The 22,154-nt window shown below is 74.7% G+C and carries 22 protein-coding genes and 1 pseudogene; 14 read left to right on the top strand and 9 right to left on the bottom strand.

Annotated elements, in window-relative coordinates; genetic code table 11:
* Positions 1 to 54 precede the first annotated feature (54 nt).
* Positions 55 to 753, top strand: a complete 699-nt coding sequence (locus tag ACNAVT_RS06480) for a CBS domain-containing protein (RefSeq protein ID WP_416293777.1) — start codon at positions 55 to 57, stop codon at positions 751 to 753.
* Positions 754 to 822: 69 nt separating this feature from the next.
* Here ACNAVT_RS06480 and ACNAVT_RS06485 read toward each other — a convergent pair whose 3' ends face one another.
* The 5 genes from ACNAVT_RS06485 to ACNAVT_RS06505 form a co-directional block, all read right to left on the bottom strand.
* Positions 823 to 1,539, bottom strand: coding sequence for a helical backbone metal receptor (locus tag ACNAVT_RS06485; protein WP_416293778.1), 717 nt, complete (start codon positions 1,537 to 1,539; stop codon positions 823 to 825).
* A gap of 85 nt (positions 1,540 to 1,624) precedes the next feature.
* The gene (locus ACNAVT_RS06490) at positions 1,625 to 2,176 is read right to left on the bottom strand and encodes a hypothetical protein (RefSeq protein ID WP_416293780.1); all 552 of its coding nucleotides are present in this window, start codon (positions 2,174 to 2,176) and stop codon (positions 1,625 to 1,627) included.
* Entirely contained in the window at positions 2,173 to 2,691 is a 519-nt protein-coding gene (locus tag ACNAVT_RS06495; RefSeq protein ID WP_416293782.1) for a hypothetical protein, read from the bottom strand. The genes ACNAVT_RS06490 and ACNAVT_RS06495 overlap by 4 nt, the downstream gene beginning before the upstream one ends.
* A 27-nt stretch (positions 2,692 to 2,718) precedes the next feature.
* Positions 2,719 to 3,129, bottom strand: a complete 411-nt coding sequence (locus ACNAVT_RS06500) for an Asp23/Gls24 family envelope stress response protein (RefSeq protein ID WP_416293784.1) — start codon at positions 3,127 to 3,129, stop codon at positions 2,719 to 2,721.
* 13 nt (positions 3,130 to 3,142) lie between these two features.
* Positions 3,143 to 3,331, bottom strand: coding sequence for a hypothetical protein (locus tag ACNAVT_RS06505; RefSeq protein ID WP_416293786.1), 189 nt, complete (start codon positions 3,329 to 3,331; stop codon positions 3,143 to 3,145).
* A 275-nt stretch (positions 3,332 to 3,606) separates the two neighbouring features.
* Here ACNAVT_RS06505 and ACNAVT_RS06510 point away from each other — a divergent pair, with 275 nt between their 5' ends.
* Positions 3,607 to 4,461 carry a hypothetical protein gene (locus ACNAVT_RS06510; protein ID WP_416293787.1) on the top strand — a complete coding sequence of 285 codons (855 nt, stop codon included), beginning with the start codon at positions 3,607 to 3,609 and terminating at the stop codon, positions 4,459 to 4,461.
* An 11-nt stretch (positions 4,462 to 4,472) separates the two neighbouring features.
* On the opposite strand, the gene ACNAVT_RS06515 is transcribed toward ACNAVT_RS06510, so the two are convergent.
* Positions 4,473 to 5,771, bottom strand: a complete 1,299-nt coding sequence (locus ACNAVT_RS06515; protein ID WP_416293789.1) for an MDR family MFS transporter — start codon at positions 5,769 to 5,771, stop codon at positions 4,473 to 4,475.
* A 187-nt stretch (positions 5,772 to 5,958) separates the two neighbouring features.
* Positions 5,959 to 6,306: a histone-like nucleoid-structuring protein Lsr2 gene (locus ACNAVT_RS06520; RefSeq protein ID WP_416293791.1), complete on the bottom strand. Its 348-nt coding sequence runs from the start codon at positions 6,304 to 6,306 to the stop codon at positions 5,959 to 5,961.
* Positions 6,307 to 6,552: 246 nt separating this feature from the next.
* On the opposite strand from ACNAVT_RS06520, the gene lon reads away from it, so the two are divergent.
* Positions 6,553 to 8,892 carry an endopeptidase La gene (gene lon / locus ACNAVT_RS06525; RefSeq protein WP_416293793.1) on the top strand — a complete coding sequence of 780 codons (2,340 nt, stop codon included), beginning with the start codon at positions 6,553 to 6,555 and terminating at the stop codon, positions 8,890 to 8,892.
* Between the two features lie 112 nt (positions 8,893 to 9,004).
* Here the strand turns inward: lon and ACNAVT_RS06530 are convergent, their stop codons facing one another.
* Together ACNAVT_RS06530 and ACNAVT_RS06535 are read right to left on the bottom strand one after the other, a co-directional pair.
* Positions 9,005 to 10,714, bottom strand: a complete 1,710-nt coding sequence (locus ACNAVT_RS06530) for a DEAD/DEAH box helicase (protein WP_416293795.1) — start codon at positions 10,712 to 10,714, stop codon at positions 9,005 to 9,007.
* Positions 10,715 to 10,803: 89 nt separating this feature from the next.
* Entirely contained in the window at positions 10,804 to 11,232 is a 429-nt protein-coding gene (locus tag ACNAVT_RS06535) for a nucleoside deaminase (RefSeq protein ID WP_416293797.1), read from the bottom strand.
* 57 nt (positions 11,233 to 11,289) lie between these two features.
* On the opposite strand from ACNAVT_RS06535, the gene ACNAVT_RS06540 reads away from it, so the two are divergent.
* The 11 genes and pseudogenes from ACNAVT_RS06540 to egtD form a co-directional block, all read left to right on the top strand.
* Positions 11,290 to 11,823 (top strand): 2'-5' RNA ligase family protein, encoded by a 534-nt coding sequence (locus tag ACNAVT_RS06540; RefSeq protein WP_416293799.1) that lies wholly within the window; start codon positions 11,290 to 11,292, stop codon positions 11,821 to 11,823.
* A gap of 82 nt (positions 11,824 to 11,905) precedes the next feature.
* A complete protein-coding gene (locus tag ACNAVT_RS06545) occupies positions 11,906 to 12,646 on the top strand; it encodes an ArsR/SmtB family transcription factor (RefSeq protein ID WP_416293800.1) in 741 nt (246 codons plus the stop codon).
* 162 nt (positions 12,647 to 12,808) lie between these two features.
* Positions 12,809 to 13,816, top strand: coding sequence for a cytochrome P450 (locus ACNAVT_RS06550; protein ID WP_416293802.1), 1,008 nt, complete (start codon positions 12,809 to 12,811; stop codon positions 13,814 to 13,816).
* Complete coding sequence (locus ACNAVT_RS06555; RefSeq protein ID WP_416293804.1) at positions 13,813 to 14,619, top strand: isocitrate lyase/PEP mutase family protein; 807 nt, start codon at positions 13,813 to 13,815, stop codon at positions 14,617 to 14,619. Before ACNAVT_RS06550 ends, ACNAVT_RS06555 begins: the two co-directional genes overlap by 4 nt.
* A 115-nt stretch (positions 14,620 to 14,734) precedes the next feature.
* Positions 14,735 to 15,697: a hypothetical protein gene (locus tag ACNAVT_RS06560; protein WP_416293806.1), complete on the top strand. Its 963-nt coding sequence runs from the start codon at positions 14,735 to 14,737 to the stop codon at positions 15,695 to 15,697.
* Between the two features lie 5 nt (positions 15,698 to 15,702).
* Entirely contained in the window at positions 15,703 to 17,316 is a 1,614-nt protein-coding gene (locus tag ACNAVT_RS06565) for an asparagine synthetase B family protein (RefSeq protein ID WP_416293807.1), read from the top strand.
* Positions 17,317 to 17,549: 233 nt separating this feature from the next.
* Positions 17,550 to 18,041, top strand: a complete 492-nt coding sequence (locus ACNAVT_RS06570; RefSeq protein WP_416293809.1) for a DUF1203 domain-containing protein — start codon at positions 17,550 to 17,552, stop codon at positions 18,039 to 18,041.
* A gap of 71 nt (positions 18,042 to 18,112) precedes the next feature.
* Positions 18,113 to 19,105 carry a carcinine hydrolase/isopenicillin-N N-acyltransferase family protein gene (locus tag ACNAVT_RS06575; protein WP_416293811.1) on the top strand — a complete coding sequence of 331 codons (993 nt, stop codon included), beginning with the start codon at positions 18,113 to 18,115 and terminating at the stop codon, positions 19,103 to 19,105.
* Between the two features lie 66 nt (positions 19,106 to 19,171).
* Positions 19,172 to 20,413, top strand: coding sequence for a sensor histidine kinase (locus ACNAVT_RS06580; RefSeq protein ID WP_416293813.1), 1,242 nt, complete (start codon positions 19,172 to 19,174; stop codon positions 20,411 to 20,413).
* On the top strand, positions 20,410 to 21,075 hold the full coding sequence (locus ACNAVT_RS06585; RefSeq protein ID WP_416293815.1) for a response regulator: 666 nt from the start codon (positions 20,410 to 20,412) through the stop codon (positions 21,073 to 21,075). The genes ACNAVT_RS06580 and ACNAVT_RS06585 overlap by 4 nt, the downstream gene beginning before the upstream one ends.
* A gap of 79 nt (positions 21,076 to 21,154) precedes the next feature.
* Positions 21,155 to 21,937, top strand: a pseudogene (gene egtD / locus ACNAVT_RS06590) (L-histidine N(alpha)-methyltransferase); the annotation flags it as partial.
* Positions 21,938 to 22,154 lie beyond the last annotated feature (217 nt).

Genomic DNA, 22,154 nt, shown 5'->3' on the forward strand with positions numbered 1-22,154 from the left:
GGGTGGTCGCACCCGCCCTAGCGTCGTGGTGGAAGCCGGAGCAAGGAGGTCGTGATGAGGACGTGGCAGGTGGGCGACGTGATGACCATGGACGTCGCGACGGTGGGGGAGGAGACCCCGTACCGCCAGATCGTCGACGTGCTGATCCGCCGGGGCATCAGCGCCGTTCCGGTGGTCGACGACTATCGCCGGGTGCTGGGCGTGGTCTCCGAGGCGGACCTGCTGCACAAGGTGGAGCGGGCCGGGCGGCCCGACGAGCGGCGGGTCTTCGAGGGACGACGCCGGCGTACCGCCCGGGAGAAGGCGGGCGCGCTGGTCGCCAGGGACCTGATGACCACGCCGGCGGTGACCACGTACCCGCAGGCGTCGCTGCCGGCGACGGCCCGGCTGATGGACCGTGAGGTGATCAAGCGGCTGCCGGTGCTGGACGACCTCGGTCGGCTGGTCGGCATCGTGACCCGCAGCGACCTGCTCCGGGTGCACCTGCGTACCGACGCGGAGATCCGCGAGGACGTGGTGCAGGAGGTGCTGCGCCGGGTGCTCGCGGTGCGGGACGGCCTGGTCACCGTCCAGGTCCGCGACGGCGAGGTCACCCTGGACGGCCGGCTGGACCGGCGGAGTGCCGTCGAGCTCGCCGGACGGCTCGCCGCCCAGGTCAGCGGCGTCGTGCAGGTCCACAACGCCGTCGCGTACGACGTGGACGACACCACTCTCAGGGAGATGGACCCGGTGCACGCCACTCCGGTCGCCTGACCGCCACCCCGAGGGGGCCCCGCCACCCGGACCGGTGCGGTCCGGGTGGTCGGCGGGCGCTTCGGCGGCTCAGACGGGGCGGGCGAGCTGCGCGGCGAGCAGTGCTGGCGCCTCGGCGAGCGACGGGCCGTACCAGGTCAGGTGCCGGCCCGAGACGAGCGCGGACGGTACGCCGGGAAACGCTTCCGGCCCGTCCTCGGCGGTGAACCGGTACGGCTCGTCCGGCAGCACCACCAGTTCGGGTGCCCGGGCGCGCAGCTCGTCGAGGCTCGGGCGGGGGTAGCGCTCCTCGTGGTCGGCCCACTGGTTGGCGACGCCGAGCCGGCGCAGCACGTCACCGGCGAAGGTGTCCCGCCCGAGCACCACCCACGGCCGCCGCCACACCGGCACGACCGCGCCCCGTGGCGGCGCCGGGACGGGGGGCCCGGCCCAGGCCCGCCGGGCGGCCCGAAGCCAGTCCGGCTCGCCGGCCACGCCGAGCGCGGTGAGCAGCTCGCCGAGCTGGGTCAGCGCCTCGGGCACCGTACGGGGAAAGGTGACCCGCACCGGTACGCCGGCCGCGCGCAGCGCGTCCGCGTCGGCGAGCCGGTTCTCCTCCTCGTTGAGCAGGACCAGGTCGGGCCGGAGCGCGAGGACCCGGTCCAGGTCCGGGTATTTGCTCCCGCCGACCCGGGCGACGTCCAGCCCGGCCGGGTGGGTGCACCAGTCGGTGGCGCCGACCAGCACCTCGGGCCGGGTCAACGCCACCGCCTCGGTCAACGACGGCACCAGTGACACCACCCGCACGGCCGCCCCTCCCTCTCGCCCGGACCATCCTCGCGTATCGGGTCCGGCGGCCGGCGGCGGCGTCGGGTGGCACTGGCCGGGCCGGTCAGCGGCGGGCCTCGTCCATTACCGCCGTCACGTCCAGGTGCGCCGGGCGGCAGCCGAGGGTCGCCGCGAACCGCCGGACCGCGGCGTCGACGTGGGCACGGGCCGCCCCGAGGCCGGCGGACGGGTCCAGGCGCACCTCCACCCAGACGTCCGGCCGCTCGACCGGGCCGGTGAGCAGCACCCGGGCCCGGCGGACTCCCGGGGCCCGGAGCAGGTCCCGTTCCAGCGTGTCGGTCAGCACCTCGCTCGCCACCCGGGTACGCCCACCACGTTCCCCCGGGTGCGTCAGGGTGCCGGCCAGCCGGCCCGGCACCCGCAGCCCGGCGGCGAGCAGCCGTTGCCCGAGCAGGGCCAGCAGCACCCCGCCGACCGCCACCGCGAGGGCGCTCCACGGCGTACCGGCCCGCCACCAGGTGGCCGGCCCAGCCCCGAGCAGCGGGGTGCCGCCGCCGGGCAGCCAGCCCAGCCCGACCGCCGACGCGGCCCCGCCCGCGGCGAGGAGCACCAGGGCGAGCACCGTCCAGAGCAGCCGGTTGGCGGCGTTGCTCACGTCGTCCGCCGGGTGGAAAGGAGCCGGACCTCGATCGCGTCGCGTCGCGGGGCGGCCAGCCGGTCGAGCTCCCGGCGCAGCGCGAACTCGACGTCGGCGCGGGCCGCCGGGTCGCCGCTGGCGGTCACCCGGGGCCACCAGGCGTCCCCGCGTCGGCGGACGCGTACCCGGGCCCGCCGGACGCTCGGCACGGTGCGAACCGCCCGGGCCAGCCGCCGCTCCACCGAGCGGCGGTGCAGGTGCCAGCCGTCGTCCTCGGCGAGTCGCAACCGGACCGGATGCCACCGGCGCAGCTGCGCGGCGAGTATGACCAGGCCGAGCAGGGTGACACCTGCGGCGATCGCCCGGACCGGAACATCCTGCCAGTGGGCGGTGGTCACGGCGGTGTCCCAGCGGCGGAGCAGCGGGCCGGGGTGGCCGGCTGCGGCGAGCAGCGCCTCGACCGCGACGAGCACCCCGCCGGCGAGCAGGGCGACGGCGAGCAGCAGGGTGGCGATCCGGTTGGCCGTCCGCACGTCAGCCTCCGGTCGCCGGGCGGCCGCTCACGTCGCCTCCCGGGCGTCCTCACCGGCCCGCCCGTCGGCCGGAGCCGAGCGTTCGGTCCGGCCGCTCGGGCTGCCCGCGGGGGCCTCCGCCGGCAGGCGTAGGTCCACCACCGTGACGGTGACCGCCTCGACGGCGAGGTCGGTGTCCGCCTCGACCCGGGCGGCGACCCGCCGGCGTACCGCCTCGGTGACCGTCGGGAGGTGGACGCCGTGGTCGACGATCAGGTCCAGTTCCATCCGGGCGGTGTCGCCGTCGACCCGGACGGTCGCTCCGAGGCAGGAAACGGGCGGCTCGTGTTGCGCCGCGTCCTCGGCCAGCCGGGCGATCCGCTGCTCGGTCCACGGCTGGGGCAGGGCGGCGGCGTGATCCGGTGCGGACGCGCCGCGCCGGGGCAGGGTGCCGGTCATCGTCGCGCTCCCCTCACCGGCGCCGGGCCGCGCCGACGCGGTCCGCGAAGCCGGCCACGGTGGCGTCGCCGTCGAGGACCCGGACCAGGAGCCAGCCGGCCAGCCCGGCCAGGGCGGCGGCCGTGACGGCGCCGGCCCCGCCGAGCGCCCAGACCGCCACCAGGAGGAATCCGGCGAGGAATCCGAACTGCTGTCGCGTCATGCCCACCTCCGCTCAGCGACCGACCGGACGGGCGGGGCGTACCCGTTTCCGTGCCGTGCAGTCATCGCGGACCGGCCACGGGCCGTCACCGCACCGCCGGTGTACCGAGAAGACGACGAACGGGTACGATCCGGCCCGGCGCCGCCCACCGTCTCGTACGGGCCGTCGTCGGACGGTCCACCGCACCGGTGAGACGAGGTCCATGATCGACGGCCTAGACTCGGGCGTCGATCGAACGACGGATGGGTCTGGCGAAGATGACGAGCAGCGGTAGCGTGGCGGCTTCCTGGCTGCGTCCGATCACGGCCGGGGGAGCCCCACTGCTCACCCGGGCCGGCCACATCGGGTACGCGTCGCGGCGGTTGGGCGAGTTGGTGCAGGGGCGCCCGCCCGGGATCACCGGGCACCAGTGGAACACCGCCAGCCGGGAGGTTTTCGACCAGGTGGTGTGCGCGGCCGACACGGGCCGGCCGCTGTTCGCCGTGCAGGTCGCCCCGCCGGTGCCCGCCGGTTCCGCCGCCCAACGCGCCGAGCGGATGACCAGCGCGGTCTGTGCCGCCGTCGGCCTGCCGGTGCTGCGGGTCACGTCGCCGGCGCTGCGCGGCGCCGTGCACGGCCGCCGGCTCGTCGAGTACGTCATCGACGCGCGGGGCTACGCCGACGGCACCGACTCCGGGCCGGAGAGCGGGGACGCGGTCGGGTTCCGGGACATCGTCGGCCGGCTCCCCGACGGCCGCCGCGGGCCGGTCAACGATCTCGGGGCGCTCGCCCGGGCCGCCGCCGTCGAGGCGTACGTCGAGCGACGCCTCGCCGACCCGATCGTCCGCGGGCTGCACGTGCGGTGGACGGACGGCCCGGCCGAGGGGTGGAGCTGGGTCGAGGTGCGGCCCGGCCGGTGTCTGGTCGAGCGGGTCCAGCTCTGCACGCAGCGGTTCTCCTGCGGGGTGGATCCGGGACGGCTCGCCGAGGACCTGGCCGCCGTGGCGGTGGGGGAGCGGCTGCGCGACCTCGAGGCCGTCGAGCCGCCGTTGGTGGACCGGGACGAGCTGCGGCAGCAGATCGTCCGGCTCGCCGCCCGGCGGGACGAGTTCGAGGACGGCTTCGCCTTCGACCACCTCTGCGCCGACTGATCCACCATCCGTCACACCGCCGCGGGCACCGGTCGGGCCGGCTCCGGCCTGGGCACCCGTAGCCCCTCGATCCGTCGGGTGCGCGCCGGGCCCGTGAGCAGGTTGCCCAACGCCACCAGCAGGGCCAGCCCGCCCAGCCCGAGCCAGAGCACGGTGTCGCCGAACCGTTCGGTGACCAGGCCGCCCACGGTCGGGCCGGCGAAGCTGGCGAAGGCGTACCCCAGCGAGTAGACGCCCTGGTAGCGGCCGCGTTGCGCGGCAGGGGAGAGATCGGCGGTGAGGGCCGAGTTGGCGGGCGTCATCAGCATCTCGCCGAGCGTCCAGACCAGCACGCCGAGGCCGTAGCACAGGACGGTGTCGGCCATCGCGGTGACCGCGAACCCGCCGCCGATCACGACCGCCGCCACCGCGACGGTGCGGGAGCGGTCGAAGCGGGCGATCAGCCGGGGCACGAACAACTGGCCCGCCACGATCATCAGCCCGTTCACCGCGATGATCGGCCCGTACGCCGACGCGGGCAGCCCGTCGGCCTGCAACGCCACCGGCAGCATGGCGTTCGCCTCGATGCAGAGCCAGATCAGGCCGGTCAGCGCGGTGAAGGTGAGGAAGACGCGGTCGCGCAGCACCGTGCCGAGGCCGCCCCCGTCCGCCCGGCCGCGGTGCCCGACGGCTGCCGGCGCGGGCCGGGACTCCGGCACCTTGACCGCGATCAGGGCGGCGGTGCCGAGCAGCACGGCCGCGTTGATCACGAAGAGCAGCAGCGGGTCGGCGCGGATCAGCACGCCGGCCACGGTGGCGGCCACCGAGAACCCGATGTTGATCGCCCAGTAGTTCAGGGTCAGCGCTCGCAGCCGGTCGCGGTCGCCGACGACGTCGATGATGGTGGCGGTGAAGGCCGGCCGGGCGACGCCGAGGAAGAGCCCGAGGGTCAGGGTGAGCGCCGCGAGGGCGACCGGGCGGCCGGTCAGTCCCAGCCCGAGCGCGGTGGCCGCGGCGGCGACGTTGCCGACCAGCATCGCCGGCCGCCGCCCCCAGCGGTCCGCGACGATGCCGCCGAGCAGCGTGCCGAGCGCGCTGCCGGCGCCGTGCAACCCGATCACCACGCCGGCGTACGACGGGTCGAGGTGGCGCACGGAGACCAGGTAGACGCCGAGGTAGATGGCGACGAAGCTGCCCAGCCGGTTGATCAGCGTGGCGGTCCAGAGATACCAGAACGTGCGCGGCAACCCACCCGCGGTCTGTCCCCACCAGCTCGCCATCGCCACCCCCGGAGCGTCGTACGCGTAATGACCTCTCGCCGTGCTGGTCATTACAACCCAGGGGTAAGACGCGGACCGGTCGCGGGGTGATCATGGTGGTGCCGCTCACTGCTCACCGTGGGTGCCGGATGCCGGCGCTCCCGGGCGGTGGAAAATTGTGAACGCCGGAAAAAGCCAACCGGGGCCACGCCGATTTCTCAGCGTGACCCCGGTGTGCCCGACGGTGAACCAGGACGGCTCAACGGTTCTTGTACGCCTCCACCACCGAGACCGGGATGCGGCCCCGCTCGGAAATCTCGTAGCCGTTCTTCGCGGCCCATTCCCGGATGGCGCGGTTCTGCTCACGGTCCATTCCGGAGGTTGCCGGGCGGACCGTCCGACGCGCCGTGCGCCCGCTGTCCACCGGTCCACGACCGATTCGCCTGCCAGCGTTGATGTACGGGTCCAGCGCCTTGCGCAGGACGCCGGCGTTCTCGTCGGAGACGTCGATCGTGTACGCCACGCCGTCCAGGCCGAACTCGACGGTCCGATCCGCCTTTCCGCCGTCGAGGTCGTCGGTCAGAACGGTGATTACTTTCCTTGCCATTGCCATTGCTCCCTGTGTCGGGCGACGTCTGGCCAAGAGTTTGACGTATGGCGCGGCAAATTCGCAACAATACCCGCCGTTCGCCATTCGGCGAGTCGGCTAATCGGCCACCGGAATGGCGGGCCGGCGCGCTGTGCATCGCCCTCGACGGCGCCAGGACTGTGGCGTGGGTCACAGCGCGGAACAAGGGGAACGCTCTGTTACTTGAGTCTGACACGCTCAACTCAACGCGATAGCAGGTGTTCGATGGCAACTCTTCTTCCGGTACTTCCTCTGACCGACGCCGTGCTGCTGCCCGGCATGGTCATCCCGGTGACCCTCGACCCCACCACCCAGGCCGCGGTCGACGCGGCCCGCGCCAGCGGCGACAAGAAGCTTCTCGCCGTGCCCCGCATCGACGGCGAGTACGGCTCCGTCGGCGTGATCGCCACCATCGAGAAGGTGGGCCGGCTGCCCAGCGGCGAGCCCGCCGCGGTGGTCCGCGGCCTCGCCCGGGCTCGGATCGGTTCCGGCGTGCCCGGACCGGGGGCCGCGCTCTGGGTCGAGGCGACCGAGCTCGACGAACCCGCCCCGGCCGGCAGAGCCCGGGAACTCGCCCGCGAGTACCGCGCGCTGATGACCTCCGTTCTCCAGCAGCGCGGCGCCTGGCAGGTCATCGACGCCATGGAGCGGATGACCGACCTCTCCGAGCTGGCCGACGCGGCCGGCTACGCGCCCTGGCTCAGCCTGGCGCAGAAGACCGAGCTGCTCACGGCTCCCGACGTCACCGCCCGGCTGGAACTGCTGGTCGGCTGGGTGAAGGACCACCTGGCCGAGCAGGAGGTCACCGAGCGGATCAACAACGACGTGCGGGAGGGGCTGGAGAAGTCCCAGCGGGAGTTCCTGCTCCGCCAACAGCTCGCCGCGATCCGCAAGGAGCTGGACGAGGACGAGCCCGACGGCTCCGCCGACTACCGGTCCCGCGTCGAGTCCGCCGACCTGCCCGAGAAGGTCCGCGAGGCAGCCCTGCGCGAGGTCGGCAAGTTGGAGCGGGCCAGCGACGCCTCCCCGGAGGCGGGCTGGATCCGTACCTGGCTCGACACGGTCCTCGAGATGCCGTGGAACACGCGTACCGAGGACAACACCGACCTGGCCGCGGCCCGTGCGGTGCTCGACGCCGACCACGCCGGCCTGGCCGACGTGAAGGACCGCATCCTGGAGTATCTGGCGGTGCGCAACCGGCGCGCGGAGCGCAACCTCGGGGTGGTCGGCGGCCGTGGCTCCGGCGCCGTGCTCGCCCTCGCCGGCCCGCCCGGCGTCGGCAAGACCAGCCTCGGTGAGTCCGTCGCCCGGGCGCTGGGCCGCAACTTCGTCCGGGTCTCCCTCGGCGGCGTCCGCGACGAGGCGGAGATCCGCGGCCACCGGCGCACCTACGTCGGCGCGCTGCCCGGCCGGATCGTCCGCGCGCTGCGCGAGGCCGGCTCGATGAACCCGGTCGTGCTCCTCGACGAGGTCGACAAGCTGGCCGCCGGCTACGCCGGCGACCCGGCCGCGGCCCTGCTGGAGGTGCTCGACCCGGCGCAGAACCACACCTTCCGCGACCACTACCTCGAGGTCGACCTCGACCTGTCCGACGTGCTGTTCCTGGCCACCGCCAACGTGGTGGAGGCCATCCCCGGCCCGCTGCTGGACCGGATGGAGCTGGTCACCCTGGACGGCTACACCGAGGACGAGAAGGTGGCCATCGCCCGGGACCACCTGCTGCCCCGGCAGCGGGAGCGGGCCGGCCTGACCGCCGACGAGGTGGCCGTGGCCGACCAGGCCCTGGCCCGGATCGCCGGGGAGTACACCCGGGAGGCCGGCGTCCGGCAGCTCGAACGGGCCCTGGCGAAGATCCTGCGCAAGGTGGCCGTCGCGCTGGCGTCCGACCCGGCGCCGGTCCGGGTGGACGTCGAGGACCTGGTCCGCTACCTGGGCCGGCCCAAGTTCACCCCGGAGTCGGCGGAGCGGACGGCGGTGCCCGGGGTGGCCACCGGACTGGCGGTCACCGGCGCCGGCGGCGACGTGCTCTTCATCGAGGCGACCAGCATGGAGGGCGAGCCGGGGCTGACCCTGACCGGCCAGCTCGGCGACGTGATGAAGGAGTCCGCGCACATCGCCCTGTCGTACCTGCGGTCGAACGGGCGGCGGCTCGGGCTGGACCCGAACGCCCTCGCCGGGCGGCGGATCCACCTGCACGTCCCGGCGGGCGCGGTGCCCAAGGACGGCCCCAGCGCCGGCATCACCATGGTCACCGCCCTCGCCTCGCTGGCCAGCGGCCGCCCGGTCCGCCCCGAGTTCGGGATGACCGGCGAGGTCACCCTCTCCGGCCGCGTGCTGCCCATCGGGGGCGTCAAGCAGAAGCTGCTCGCCGCCCACCGGGCCGGCCTGACCGAGGTGATCATCCCCAAGCGCAACGAGCCGGACCTCGACGACCTCCCCGCCGAGGTACGCGAGGCGCTGACCATCCACACCCTCGCCGACGTCGCCGACGTGCTCGCCCTGGCGCTGCGCCCGGCCGACGTCGACGCGGGAACCCTCGGCGGTCCGAGCCTCACCGCCGCCTGAGTGCTCAGCCGGAGCGGACCGAACAGTCACGCGCCGGCCGGCAGCGGCCCCTGGCGCCCTACCGGGTGGCAGGGGCCGCTGCCCTGGCTTGGCCGCGGACAGGCGCGACGGATCAGCGCTGGTCGCCGCGGTCGAGGCGTACGGTCGCCTTGCGGCCCTTGATGGTGCTGCCCCGCAGCCCCCGGATCACCTCGTCCGCGACCCCGGCCGGGACCTCCACCAGGGAGAACCGGTCGGCGATCTCGATCGAGCCGATGTCCCGCCCGCTGACCCGGGTCTCCCCGGTGATCGCCCCGACCAGATCCTGCGGTCGGACGCCGGCGCGCCGGCCCAGCCCGATGAAGACCTGCGTCGTACCGCCCGCGCGCGGGCGGCCGCCTCCGCGCCGGTCCCGGCCCTCGTGCCCCCGCACCTCCCGGGGCGGACGGACCGCGACCTGCGGGATCTCCTCCTCCTCGTCGGCCGTGCCGGGGAGGGTCGCCTCGTGGGCCAGCTTCACCGCGGCGAGCGCGACCTCCATCAGGTCGAACTCGTCGGTCAGCGACTCCACGATCGCCCGGAACGGCTCCAGGTCGTCCTCGAGCAGCGACTCCCGCAGCGCCGCCTGGGTCAGCTCCAGCCGCCGGGTCCGCAGGTCCGCCACCGTGGGGATCCTGTCGACGGTGATCCGCTGGCCGGTGACCCGCTCGATGGTCTTGAGCATCCGGTGCTCGCGCGGCTCGGCCAGGGTGATCGCCACCCCCTCCCGGCCGGCCCGACCCACCCGGCCGATCCGGTGCACGTACGACTCGGGGGCCGACGGGACGTCGTAGTTGACCACGTGCGTGAGCTGCTCGACGTCCAGGCCGCGGGCCGCCACGTCGGTGGCCACCAACAGGTCGGCGGTACCCGCCCGCAGCCGGCCCATGACCCGGTCCCGCTGCTCCTGGCTCATCCCGCCGTGCAGCGCCTCGGCCCGGTAGCCCCGGCCGTTCATCGTCTCGGTGAGCCGGTCCACCTCCTCCCGGCTGCGGCAGAACACGATTGCCGCGGTCGGCGACTCGACGTCCAGCACCCGGCCCAGCGCCGCCGGCTTGTGCGCCCGCGCCACGATGTACGCGCTCTGCCGCACCCGGGGCGCCTCGCCGGCCACCGGCCGCTCGCGTTCGATCTGGATGCGGACCGGGTCGGTCAGGTGCTGGCGGGCCAGCCCGTCGATCCGCGCCGGCATGGTCGCCGAGAAGAGCACCGTCTGCCGGTCGGCGGGGGCGTGCTCCAGGATCGCCTCGATGTCCTCGGCGAAGCCCATGTCGAGCATCTCGTCCGCCTCGTCCAGCACCACCGTGGTCAGCGAACCCAACCGTAGGGTGCCCCGGGCGATGTGATCCAGCGCCCGGCCCGGCGTCGCCACCACCACGTCCACGCCCAGGTCGAGGGCGCGCAGCTGGCGGCCGATCGGCTGGCCGCCGTAGATCGGCAGGACCCGGGCACCCAGCTCCTTGCCGTACCGGTGGAACGCCTCGGAGACCTGCACCGCCAGCTCCCGGGTGGGCACCAGCACCAGCGATGCCGGGTCCCCGCCCCGCTGGCCGTCGGGCATCCGCTGCAACAGCGGCAGGGCGAAGGCGGCGGTCTTGCCCGTACCGGTCGCCGCCTGCCCCAGCAGGTCCTGGCCGGCGAGCAACGGCGGGATCGCCTCCCGTTGGATCGGGGTCGGCTCCTCGTAGCCGAGCGCGGCCAGCGCGCCCAGCAACTCGGCGCGCAGCCCGAGATCCGCGAAGGCGGTCGCCTCGTCGGCGTCGACGGGGATGGGCGAGTCGGTCGGGGTTGGTGCGGAACTCATGCGTCAAGCCTTTCATCACCGCCGACGGGCCGTCGCGGCGACCGGCACAACCGTCGACCGGGCCACGTTTCTGCGCCCCCGGCGGGCGGTCAGCCCGCCTCGACCGGCACCCGGGCCTCGGCGAGCAGCGCCGGCCCGGCGTACGCCACGGGAGTGTGCGCCGGTGCCGGACGCAGGGCCAGCAACTGCTCGGTACTGAGCGCGTACACCACCCGGCCCAGGCCGGAACGCTCGATCGCCGTCGTGCACATGCCGCACGGCTGGCAGCTCGTGTACATCGTGGCGACCGCGGCGGCGTCGGCGCTCAGGTGGCGCGCCGCCCAACGGGCCAGCTTCAGTTCCGGGTGCGCGGTGATGTCGTCGTCGCTGCGCTCGGTGTTGACCTCCTCGGCCAGCACCCGCCCGTCGGCGTCGACCAGCAACGAGCCGAACGGGCCGTCCCCCGCGTCCCGGGCGACGGCGGCCAGCGCGATGGCCAGGCGCAGGTGGCGTTCATCGGTCTCGGTCAGCGCGTTCATCCGGTGCGCATTCCCCGCGGGACGGCGCGGCACACCACTGACGGCTAGCCTGACGGCGTGCGTACGGTCGAACTGCTCTGCTCGCCGGAGCTCGATGAGGCGGTTCGGGCGGCCTGGCACCGGCTGGCCTTCGCCGGGCTGCCCAGCCTGGCGCGCAACGTCCACCCCACCAATCGGCCGCACCTGACCCTCGCCTCGGTCGACGAGTTCCCGCCCGGGGCCCAGCAGCGCCTCGCCGACCTCTGCGACGCGGCGCTGCCCCTGCCGGTCCGCCTCGACCGCGTGGCGGTGCTCGACGGCAGCGCCCCGCTGGTCTGGCTGGTCCGGCCCGCGCCGCAGTTGGTCGCCCTGCACGGCGCGGTCTGGGACGTGCTCGCCGAGGCGCCCGGCCCGCGCCCCTGGCACCTGCCCGGGCGCTGGATTCCGCACCTGAGCCTGGCGCTGCGGTTCGGGGACGCCGACCGCCGCAAGGCCCGGGCGGTGGCCGGCGTCGACCGGCCGGCCGGCGAGTTCGTCGCGGCGCGCAGCTGCGACAGCGAGACCCGGACGGTCAGCGACCTGGTCCCCGCGTGCCCGCCCCCAAGCGACTGACCCGACCCGGGGCCGCCCGGCGGTGGCTGAGCTGCCACACCGGTCGGCCGGTGCCGAACCGTCCGCGTGCCAGCATGGGCACATGACCGCCACCAGCACCGACGGCCACTCGCTCGCCGGGCTCGCCGCACTGCTCGCCGACCGGACCCGGGCCGGCTTCTGCCTGGCCCTGCTGGACGGGCGGGCCTGGACGGCGGGCGAGCTGGCCCGCGCCGCCGGGGTGGCGCCCTCCACCGCCAGTGACCATCTCACCCGACTGGTGCGCGGCGGGCTTCTGGTCGAGGAGCGGCAGGGCCGGCACCGGTACGTCCGCCTCGCCGGCCCGTCGGTGGCTCAGCTCATCGAGGATCTGGCCGGACACGCTCCCGCCCCGCCGGCGCCGCCCCGCACGTTGCGCGCCGCGTCGGCCGGCGCCGCCCTGGCCTACGCCCGGACCTGCTACGACCACCTGGCCGGCCGGCTCGGCGTGCTGCTGCACGACGCGCTGCTCGATCAGGGTGTGCTGGACCGGACGGGTGGGCTCGCCCTCACCCCGCACGGGGTGGCGTGGCTCGCGGAGCTGGGGGTGTCGGTCGAACCGCTGCGCGCGGCCCGGCGCCCGCTGGTCCGGGACTGCCTGGACTGGACCGAGCGCCGCCCACACCTGGCCGGAGCGCTCGGCGCGGCCCTCTGCGGTCGATTCCTCGACCTCGGCTGGACCGTACGCGGCACCGGTCGCGCGATCCGGGTCACCCCGGCCGGTCGCCCCGCCCTCGCCGCCGCCCTCGGCGTCGACGCGGCGGACCTGGCCCCGCCCCGCGATGCTGCCGCCCACCGCGCCTGACCGTCGTCGACGGGCTCCACCTCGACGAGGTGGGAGTGGCCCAGGCCGCGTTGGTGCCGGGGTGGCGTCGGGTCAGTGGACGGTGGCAACCGGTGTGGGGGTGGACGCCGCTCGGGGGACGGTTCGGTCGGGACCGAAGGAAACCGGCCCTACGGTCGGGCGATGAGCCAGCCGTCCATCCCCGTCCCGCCCGACACGCCGGCCTGCGGGCCGCCCGTACCAGTCGATGACGGCTGGGTGGTCACCCGGCACGCCGACGTGGTCGAGGTACTGACCGATCCGCGGTGCGTGGTGCCGGTCTCGGCCGGCGGCCCGGCCGGCACGCTCGCCTGGCTGCGCGGGACGGTCAGCCGGTTCAGCGGCCCGGACCGGCACCCGGCCCGCCGGGCGATCGGGGTCACCGCGCTGGCCCGCCTCGATCCGGAGGAGTTGCGGGAGGACGCGGCCCGGCTCACCGAAACCGAACTCGAGCAGGCTGTCAGTCGGATCGACGTGATGGATCGGCTGGCGCGGCGCGTACCCCTGGCGGTGTTGGCGGCGCGGCTCGGACTGGCCGACCCAACGGTGGCCGGGCCCGCGGTGGCGGCGGTGGCGGCGGCCTACCACCCGGGCGCGGGCCCGACGGCGGTGGCACGCGCCGACACGGCGGTGGCCGCGCTGCTGGCGATGGCACCTCCGGCGCCGCCGGAGGTCGCCGCGAACCGGATCGGGCTGCTCGTCCAGGCCTGCGACGCCACCGCCGGGCTGATCGGCGGGGCCGCCCGGCACCTGCGCGCGGTGCCGGCGGCGGTGTCCACGCATGAACTGCTCGCCGAGTTGCTCCGCCTCGACCCGCCGGTTCGCGCCACCCGCCGGATCACCACCGGGGCGCTGCGCCTGGGCGAGCGGGAGATCGGCCCGGACGCCCCGCTGCTGCTCCGCTTCGATGCGGCCAACCGCGACCCGGCCGCCTTCGTCGAGCCGGGCCGCTTCCTGCCCGGCCGGCGCGGCGGATCGCTGACCTTCGGTGCCGGGCCACGGGGCTGCCCGGGCGAGCGGCACGCGCTGGCCCTGGCCGCCGGGGTGGTCGACGTGCTGCGCCGCCGTTGCCGCCCGACCGACACCCCCGTCGGGTACGCGCCGCACCCCACCCTGCGCGTCCCGACCAGCATCGAGGTGACCGTCAGATGACCGGCCGCGCCACCGCATTCCAGGCCCTGCACCGGCCGGGCCGGCCGTTGCTGCTGCCCAACGCCTGGGACCACGCCTCCGCCGCCGCCCTGGCGGCCCGCGGCCACCCGGCGATCGGCACCACCAGCCTCGGGATCGCCGCGGCGGCTGGGAAGCCGGACGCGGCCGGGGCCACCCGGGCCGAGAACATCGACCTCGCCCGGCGGCTGCGGGATTTGCCCGTGCTGCTCACCGTCGACGTCGAGGGCGGCTTCAGCGACCACCCGGCGGCGGTGGCCGACTACGTCGCCGAGTTGGCCGCGCTCGGCGTGGTCGGGGTGAACCTGGAGGACGGTCGCCCGGATGGGACGCTCGCGCCGCCGGAGCTGGCGGCCGCCAAGATCGCTGCGGTGAAGGCGGCCGTGCCGGGGCTGTTCGTCAACGCCCGCACCGACGCCTGGTGGCTGGGTGTGCCGGGGCCGCGGGAGGAGGCCGTGCGGCGGCTCCGGGCGTACCGGGAGGCGGGCGCCGACGGCCTGTTCGTCCCCGGAGCCCCGGACGACACGATCGGGCTGCTGGCGGCCGAGTCGGGGCGCCCGCTGAACGTGCTGCACCGGCCCGGTGGTCTGAGCCTGGCCGAGTTGGGCCGGCTCGGGGTGGCCCGGGTAAGCACCGGCTCCCTGCTGTTCCGGGCCGCCCTCGGCGCGGCGCTGGACGTCGCCGACGCTCTCCGTGCCGGCCGGGACGTCGACCTGCCCCACGCCCCCTCGTACGGATGGGTGCAGGAGCTGACCGGGCGGTTCGGGGCCGAGTGCTCCGGATGAGGCAACTCATCTCTCTTTAGGGGAGATAGGAGAATTGTTCGGGGAGCCGCCGATCCTGGTGGTTACGGTGTGTTCAGCCTCAATCACGCCGTGTCCTGCCAGGAGAGGGGACCCGATGCGAGTGCCCAGCCGAAGCCGCGGCCAGCAACCTGGTCCCGCCGGCGCGTCCACCGCCCCGACCCGACTGCCCTCGGCCGCCGACCGCCGTCCGGCCCCCGACGCGCCGGACCTGGCCGCGTACCGCGCGGCGGTGGCGGAGCTGCTGATCGAGGTGGGCGCCCTGGCGGACGCCCCGTCGACCATCGCCCGCCAGGTGCTGCTGGACCAGCGGCTGCGGGAGCCGGCCATCGCCGCCGTCCTCGACGCCACCCCGCAGGGATTCATCGGCGCCCGGGAGACCCTGCTGCTGGAGATGGCCCGCTACCACCCCAACGCCCGCAGCTCGGCGCACGACCTCACCGCGCTGGTCCGGATCTACCTGCTGTCCCGCATCGACGTGATGTGGTGGCGGGACACCCCGACGTTCCGCACCGACCAGCAGGTCGACACCAGCACCGACCTGGTCGACCTGGAGTGGCTGCGCCGGCGCGGACTGATCGCCTTCCGCTATCAGGGGCAGTCGGCGACCGTGCTCGGGCGTGGCCTTCGCGCGCTCCGACGGCGGCTGCTGCCCGACGCCACCCCGCGCACCGCCGGGCTGATGTTCCGCCGGGCCCGCCGCGAGGTCGTGGCTCTGCTCAACGACATCGGCCGGGAGTTCGCCAGGGCGACCCCGCCGGCCACCCCGCCGCTCTGGGCGACCAGCCTGGCGCGCAGCGCCGAGCACCAGCACAGGCTGCGCCGCCTCGGGTACGCCGCGATGGTGCCCAGCGCACACTGCCTCGGCTGGGCGGCCGACCTGGAGATGGCCTGGTTCCGCCGCTTCGGCGTCCGGGACACGCTCGCCGACCTGCTGCTGGCCCGGCAGGAGGCCGGCGAGATCAACGTGGTCGACGAGGGGCAGGTCTGGCACGTCTGTCTCGCGCCGGCCGCCCGTCGCCGGCTCCGGCGGGCGTACGAGGCCGAGATGGGGGTGTGAGGAGCATGTGTGGGATCGCGCTGAGCATCGGCCCGAACGCCGACCCGGCCACCTTCCGGCGGATGCTCACCGTGCTCGCGCCCCGTGGTGAGGTCACCGAGACCCGGCAGGAGAACGGCCTGCTCGCCGGCGCACGACGGCTGGGGATCGTGGACCGCGACCGGGCGGTGCAACCCTGGGTCTCGCCCGACGAACGCCACCTGCTCTGCTTCAACGGCGAGGTCTTCAACCACCATGAGCTGCGCGCGGAGCTCACCCGGCTCGGATACGACTTTCGCAGCGTCAGCGACACCGAGGTGGTGCTCACCGCCTTCCGGCACTGGGGCGAGGAGGCGGTGCACCGGCTGCGCGGCGAGTACGCCTTCGTGGTGGTGGAGCAGGCCACCGGCCGGGCGTACCTGGCCCGCGACCCGCTCGGAGTGAAGCCCCTCTACTGGGCCCGCGGCCCGGGTTGCCTGCACCTCGCCTCCGAGGTCAAGGCGCTGGTCGGGCACGGCGCCCCGATCAGCGAGGTCCCGTCCGGCCACCACGGCTGGGCCGAGCCCGACGGTTCGGTCCGGCTGCGCCCGCACGTGGACCTGCTCGGCCTCGGCGCCGGGCTGCCGGTGGTCGACGACCCGGACGAGGCCGCCCTGCTCGTCCGGGTCGCGCTCACCGACAGCATCCGGGTGCGGCTGAACACCGACCTCACCGTCGGTGTGGTCCTCTCCGGCGGCCTGGACAGCTCGCTCGCGTTGCTGCAGGCACGGCAGATGCACCCCGACTGCGTGGCGGTCACCGTCGGCGTCTCGGACAGCCCGGACGTGGCGTACGCGCGGCGGCTCGCCAAGGACCTGGGTGTGCCGCACGAGGTGGTCGAGCTGTGCCCGCGCGACATCCGGCTGGCCGAGATCCGCGAGGCGATCCGGATCTCCGAACTGACCGAGTACGGCGACATCATCAACGCGGTCGTCTCGGTGCCGATCTTCCAGCGGCTGCGGGAACTCGGGATCAAGGTGGTGCTCACCGGTGACGGCTCGGACGAGCTCTTCGGCGGCTACCCGATGTACCAGCAGGTCGGCCCGGACCGGTCCCGGCGGCTCTTCCTTCACAAGATCCGTAACCTCGGTCGCACGGAGTTGCAGCGGGTGGACCGGGCCAGCATGGGCCACGGGGTCGAGGCCCGGGTGCCGTTCCTCGACCTGAACGTGGTCGAACTGGCCATGCGCATCCCGCTGGACCTGAAGATGCGCGACGGAGAGGACAAGTGGATCCTCCGGCGGGCCTTCGCCGACGTGCTGCCCGACTACGTCCGGCGGCGGCCGAAGAATCCGATGTCGTACTCGTCGGGGCTGCACGAGCGGGCCCGGCTCTACAAGCCGTTCTTCGCCCGCCTGCACCGGTCCTTCGGCTACGACCTGCTGGAACCGGTCCGCCGGGACTTCGACAGCGTGCTCACCCGCTGCGGCAACGACCTGGACCGGGCGATCGCCGACGGGCTGGCCCGGCCCGACTACACCGTGCTGGAGCACGCCCGCGACCTGGTCGGCGCGGCGCGGTGGAACGCGTTGCCGATGGTCCGCCGGCTGGTCAACCCGCGCCGTACCCGTGGCGGGGACGAGGCACCGCTGCCCGGCTGAGCCGGGCCGGTGGTCCGGCGCGCTTGACTCTGACACCGCGTCAGGGACGAGCGTGAGGGGGCCATGTTCACCGGAGAATTCGCCGTTCTCGGCCGGGAGCCGGAGAAGGGCGTCACGGAGCTCCAGATCCCGGTCTCGCGCCGCTGACGGGACGGGCCGAGGGTGGCTGGCAGCGAGAACGCGAGGTCCGATCGCCGCCAGCGCCCACCCCGCACTCGGGCCAGGCTGGGCGCATGACGACGCGAATCGGGTACCTGATCCAGCCGATGCCGACCGAGGTGCTGGCCGAGGTGCGGCGCACCGGCCTCGACGCGTCCGGGCAGCCCCCGGAGCGGCTCGTCGCCGCCGGCGGCGAGCCGCTGCGCTGCTGCCTGCGCGACGCCACGGCAGGTGAGCCGCTGCTGCTCTTCGGGTACGCCCCGCCGATCCCAGCCGGACCGTATCGCGAGGTGGGGCCGGTCTTCGCCCACGACGCCGACTGCCCCGGCCCCGACGGCGGGACGGGGTACCCGGCCGACTGGCGGGGGCGGCCTCAGGTGCTGCGGGCGTACGACCACCGGGGCCGGATCGTGGGCGGCCGGCTCCACGACGGCGGCGACCCGGAGGGCGTCATCTCCGAACTGCTCGTCGACCCGGCGGTGGACCGCCTGCACAGCCGCAACGTGGTTTACGGCTGTTTCATGTTCCTCGTCGCGCGTCCCCGGAGCCGGGCGAGCGGGGCGTGACGCGCAACCGGCGCGCCTTCCCGTCCGCTGATCCGATGGACAATCGTCGCTGCCTCTTCTAGCGTCGCCCCATGCGGAGGACCCTGCTCGCCACCGGTCTCGCCCTGCTGCTCGTCGGCACCGGCTGCGCAGCCGGCCAGCGCACCCCGGCGTCGTCCCCGGCCGGCCCGCCGACCGCCTCTCGGCAGGACGCCGGCCAGGTCGAGCGGACCCTCGCGAGCCTCCGCAAGGTCGACGACCTGCCGCTGTACGAGATGACCTACGTCGGGGACTACGACCCGACCGTCGGCGTCTCCGGCACTCCCGAGGCGAGCCCGTTCGGCTGCTCGCTGTTCGCCGCGTTCGGCGACCGGAGCCGTCCGCTGTTCGCCCGCAACTTCGACTGGGACCCCAACCCGGCCCTGGTGCTGCGCACCGACCCGCCCGACGGGTACGCCTCCATCTCCCTGGTGGACATCTCGTACCTGGGGGTCGGTGCCGACCCGGCCGGGGATCGCCGCCTGCTCAACGCGCCGCTGCTGCCGTTCGACGGGATGAACGAGCGTGGCCTCGCGGTGGGGCTGGCGGCCGACGACGGGGCGACGGCACGACCGGTGGCCGGGCGTCCGACGGTCGGCTCGGTGCGCATCCTGCGGCTGGTGCTGGACGAGGCGGCCACCGTTGACGAGGCGATCGCCGTGTTCGGGCGCTACAACCTGGACTTCGACGGCGGGCCGCCCCTGCACTACCTGCTCGCCGACGCGGCCGGGACCTCGGCGGTGATCGAGTTCGTCGACGGCACCATGCGCGCGGAGAAGGGCCGGGGGGCGTGGCAGGCGTTGACCAACGTGCCGGCCGTCGGCGTGGCCGACAGCGACCTGCGCCGGGACCACCGGTACGGGGTACTGGCCGAGGCGCTGGACCGGTCAGGCGGGGCGGTGGACGGCTCGACGGCGCTGCGGCTCCTCGACTCGGTGCGGCAGGCGCACACCCGCTGGTCCGTGGCCTACGGCCTGCGCAGCGGCGAAGTGCGGCTGGCCCCCGCCGGTGGCGGCGAGCGCGCCTACCGACTGCCGATGAGCTGAGCCAGCCGAGCGGAGCTTCCTCGGCAGCAGCGGTAAGCATCGATGGTCGGACACCCCGTACGCTGGGTGACCGTGGACCGCATCATCTTCGGCCGCCCGCTACGCAGCGTTGCCTTCGACGCGGCCGTTTCCGGGTTCGTGGCGCTCTTCGCCGTCGCCGGCGGGGTCGCCCAGCCCGGTGGCTGGACGGCCACCCTGGTCGGGGTCGCGATGGCCGTGGTCCTCCTGTTCCGGCGTACCCACCCGTCGGCGGTGGCGGCGGTCGTGGGCGCGCTGGCACTGCTCCAGGTTGTCCTCAGTTGGGGCCCGCTGGGCTACGACGTCGCCGTGCTGATCGCCCTCTACAGCGTGGTCAAGTACGCCGACCGGCTCCGCGACGGGGTGATCGCCGGGCTGGTCGCCGCGGTCGGCGTGGTGCTCGCCGCGCTCCAGATGCCTGGGCCGGCGGTGTGGTGGGCCAGCGCGATCTGGTTCGGGCTGATCACCGGCGCGGTGTGGCTGATGGGGCTGAACGTGCGGACCCGCCGGTTCTACGTGCTGAGCCTGGAGGAGCGGGCCGCCACGCTGGAACGGGAGCGGGAGGCGGAATCCAGGGCGGCGGTGGCCGAGGAGCGGACCCGGATCGCCCGTGAGCTGCACGACGTGGTCGCGCACAGCATGGCCGTGATGATCGTGCAGGCCGACGGGATCCGGTTCACCATCGACCGGGATCCGGCCACCGCCCGCGAGGCGGCCAAGGTGGTGGCCGACACCGGCCGCCAGGCGCTGGAGGAGATGCGCCGGCTGGTGGGCGTACTACGGGAGCCGAGCCGGCCGGCGCCGGTGGCCGTGCCGGATGCGCCCGCGGAGCCCGGCGACGGCCTCTCCGCCGAGCCGGCGCACCGCCGGCCGGCGCTGGTCGAACTGCCCGCCCTGCTCGACCGGTTCCGCGCCGCCGGTCTGCGGATCACCTGCGCCGCCACCGGCGAACCGGCGCCCCTGCCGCCGGGCCTGGAGTTGACCGTCTACCGGGTGGTGCAGGAGTCGCTGACCAACGCGCTCAAGCACGCCGGGGTGGGCGCGTCGGTCGAGCTGAGCCTGGACTGGTCCGCGACCACCGTCGTGGTCCGGGCCGTGGACGACGGGCGCGGCCGGCCGGTGGTCCGGCCGGCGCCGTCCGGCGGGCACGGCCTGCTCGGCATGCGCGAGCGGGTCGGGGTGTACGACGGCAGCCTCACCGCCGGTCCCAGGCTGGCCGGGGGATGGCGGGTCGAGGCGCGACTGCCGTTACCGTCGGTGCCCGGTACGGAGGAGGAGGTGGCGGCGTGACCGTCCGCGTGGTGATCGTCGACGACCAGGCACTGGTCCGCGCCGGATTCCGCATGGTGCTCGACTCCCAGGCGGACCTGGCGGTGGTGGGCGAGGCGATCGACGGCGCCGACGCGTTGCGGGTTCTCGACCGGGTCGAGGCCGACGTGGTGGTGATGGACCTGCGGATGCCCACCATGGACGGGGTGGAGGCGACCCGGCGGATCTGCGCCAGACCGTCCGCCGGGCGTCCCCGGGTGCTGGTGCTCACCACCTTCGACACCGAGGCGGACGCGTTCGCGGCGCTGCGGGCGGGGGCCAGCGGCTTCCTGCTCAAGAACGTGCCGCCGGAGGAGTTGCTCGCCGCGATTCGGGTGGTCGCCGAGGGCGACTCGGTGGTGGCACCGTCGATCACCCGGCGGCTGCTGGACCGGTTCGCCGGCCAGCTCGGCCCGGGCCCCACCGAGGATCCGCGGCTCGCCCAGCTCACCGAGCGGGAGCAGGAGATTCTGCTGCTGGTGGCGCAGGGGCTGTCCAATGCGGAGATCGCCTCCCGGGTGCACGTCGCGGAGGCGACCGTGAAGACCCACGTCGGCCGGATCCTGGCCAAGCTCCAGCTCCGCGACCGGGTGCAGGCCGTGGTGCTGGCGTACGAGAGCGGCCTGATAACGCCGGGTGGCTGAGCCGGCGTACGACCTGGGTCGTACGGGTCCACCCGGTCGGGGGCGACCGGGGGCGTACCCAGGTCGAGCGCGCAGCTGGGCCGAGCGGGCCGTGCTGGCCGAGCACTCCGACGAGATCGCCGAGCTGACCGGCGCGAAGACGCTGATCGAGCTGGGCTCCGGCTCGTCGGAGAAGACCCGGCTGCTGCTCGACGCCCTCACCCGCCACGGCGAGTTGGGCACGTTCGTGCCGCTGGACGTCTCGATCAGCGCGCTGCGCCGGTCCACCGAGCAGATCGCCGCCGAATACCCGGGGCTGCGGGTACGCGGCATCGTCGGCGACTTCACCCGGCAGTTGGACCGGCTGCCCACGGGCGGCCGACGGCTGGTGGTGTTCCTCGGCGGCACCATCGGCAACCTGCTGCCGGTGGAGCGGACCGAGTTCCTCACCGCCATGCGCGCCGCCCTGGAGACGGGCGACTGGCTGCTGATCGGCACCGACCTGGTCAAGGACCCGAAGGTGATCGTGCCGGCGTACGACGACGAGGCCGGGGTCACCGCCGAGTTCAACCGCAACGTGCTCGGCGTGATCAACCGGAAGCTGGGCGCGGACTTCGACCCGGCGGCCTTCGCCCACGTGGCTGTCTGGGATCCGGAGCACGAGTGGATCGAGATGCGGCTGCGCGCCGAGCGCCCGACCCGGGTGCACGTGCTGGACCTGGAGGTCGAGTTCGCCGCCGGCGAGGAGCTGCGCACGGAGATCTCGGCGAAGTTCCGTCCGCAGGGGATCGCGGCGGAGCTCGCGGCCACCGGGTTCGACCGGCACGCGTTCTGGACCGACCCGGACGGCCTGTTCGGCGTCACCCTCGCCCGGGCCGACTGACCAGGCCGCAGCGCGGGCAGGTGAGGCGGTTCACCCGCGGGGCGCCCGCCCGGCGTGGTGGGCTAGGCTGGGCGGCGCGAAGGGGAGTAGCCCCCAATGTCGTGGTCGACATACTGATGCGTCCGCATCCGGCCACGCGGCCCCGGTCACCGGGGCGGGCGAGACCTTCGACTCAGGCTGTCGCAGCCGGGTCGAGGGCGCCCCGTACCTCCTCCCG

It is taken from the genome of Micromonospora sp. SL4-19, assembly GCF_047921475.1.
Classification (GTDB): domain Bacteria; phylum Actinomycetota; class Actinomycetes; order Mycobacteriales; family Micromonosporaceae; genus Micromonospora.